This window comes from Corynebacterium sp. HMSC27B11, from assembly GCF_001815985.1.
Taxonomy (GTDB): domain Bacteria; phylum Actinomycetota; class Actinomycetes; order Mycobacteriales; family Mycobacteriaceae; genus Corynebacterium.
Map to the genome: position 1 here is coordinate 1 of NZ_KV823547.1, position 846 is coordinate 846.

General features: G+C 64.2%; 1 pseudogene. It reads left to right on the plus strand.

The annotated features are described in order from the left end of the window. A pseudogene (locus tag HMPREF3097_RS02440) lies at positions 1 to 579 on the plus strand (polyphosphate kinase 2); the annotation flags it as partial. Positions 580 to 846 lie beyond the last annotated feature (267 nt).

An 846-nucleotide genomic window follows, 5' to 3' on the forward strand; every position in this document is an offset into this window, starting at 1 on the left:
CCCCGTGGTGCGCGCACCGTCGCCCTGGAGAAGCCGACCGAGCGGGAGTCCACCAGCTGGTACTTCCAGCGCTATATCCAGCACTTCCCGGCCGGCGGCGAGATCGTGTTCTTCGACCGCTCCTGGTACAACCGTTCCGGCGTCGAGCGCGTCATGGGCTTCTGCACCCACGCGCAGCACGCCGAGTTCATGCGCGAAGTCCCGATGCTCGAGAACATGATCATGGGCTCCGGCATCTCCCTGACCAAGTTGTGGTTCTCCGTGACTCAGAAGGAGCAGCGCACCCGCTTCGCGATCCGCCAGGTCGACCCGGTCCGCCAGTGGAAGCTTTCCCCGATGGACCTGGCATCTCTGGACCGCTGGGATGACTACACCCGGGCGAAGGAGGAAACCTTCCGCTACACGGACACCAACGAGTCCCCGTGGATCACCATTAAGTCCAATGATAAGAAGCGCGCCCGCATCAACGCGATGCGCTACGTGCTCAGCAAGTTCGAGTACACCGGCAAGGATCACGAGGTCGTGGGCCAGCCGGATCCGCTGCTGGTCAAGCGCGGCCGCGACCAGATCGGCGACTAAAACCCTCTAGCTGCCCGCGGAGCCCGCGGGGCAGCGTGATACTGCAGCGCGTTCGTCACGCGCTCATAGCGAAGGGAGGGCTACCCAACCAGGGTGGCCCTCCCTTTTTCGTTTCCTACGGAGTCAGCTCCGCGACGATCGCCGCAGCTGGCCCCGGTCGCGTGAGTTCATAATTCTCCCCGGCCCACAGGTTCAGGTACTCCCGATCGCCGGCCTTATCCGCCGTGCCGCGCAGGCCGGAGGTTAGGTAGTGCAGCTCTGGGTACA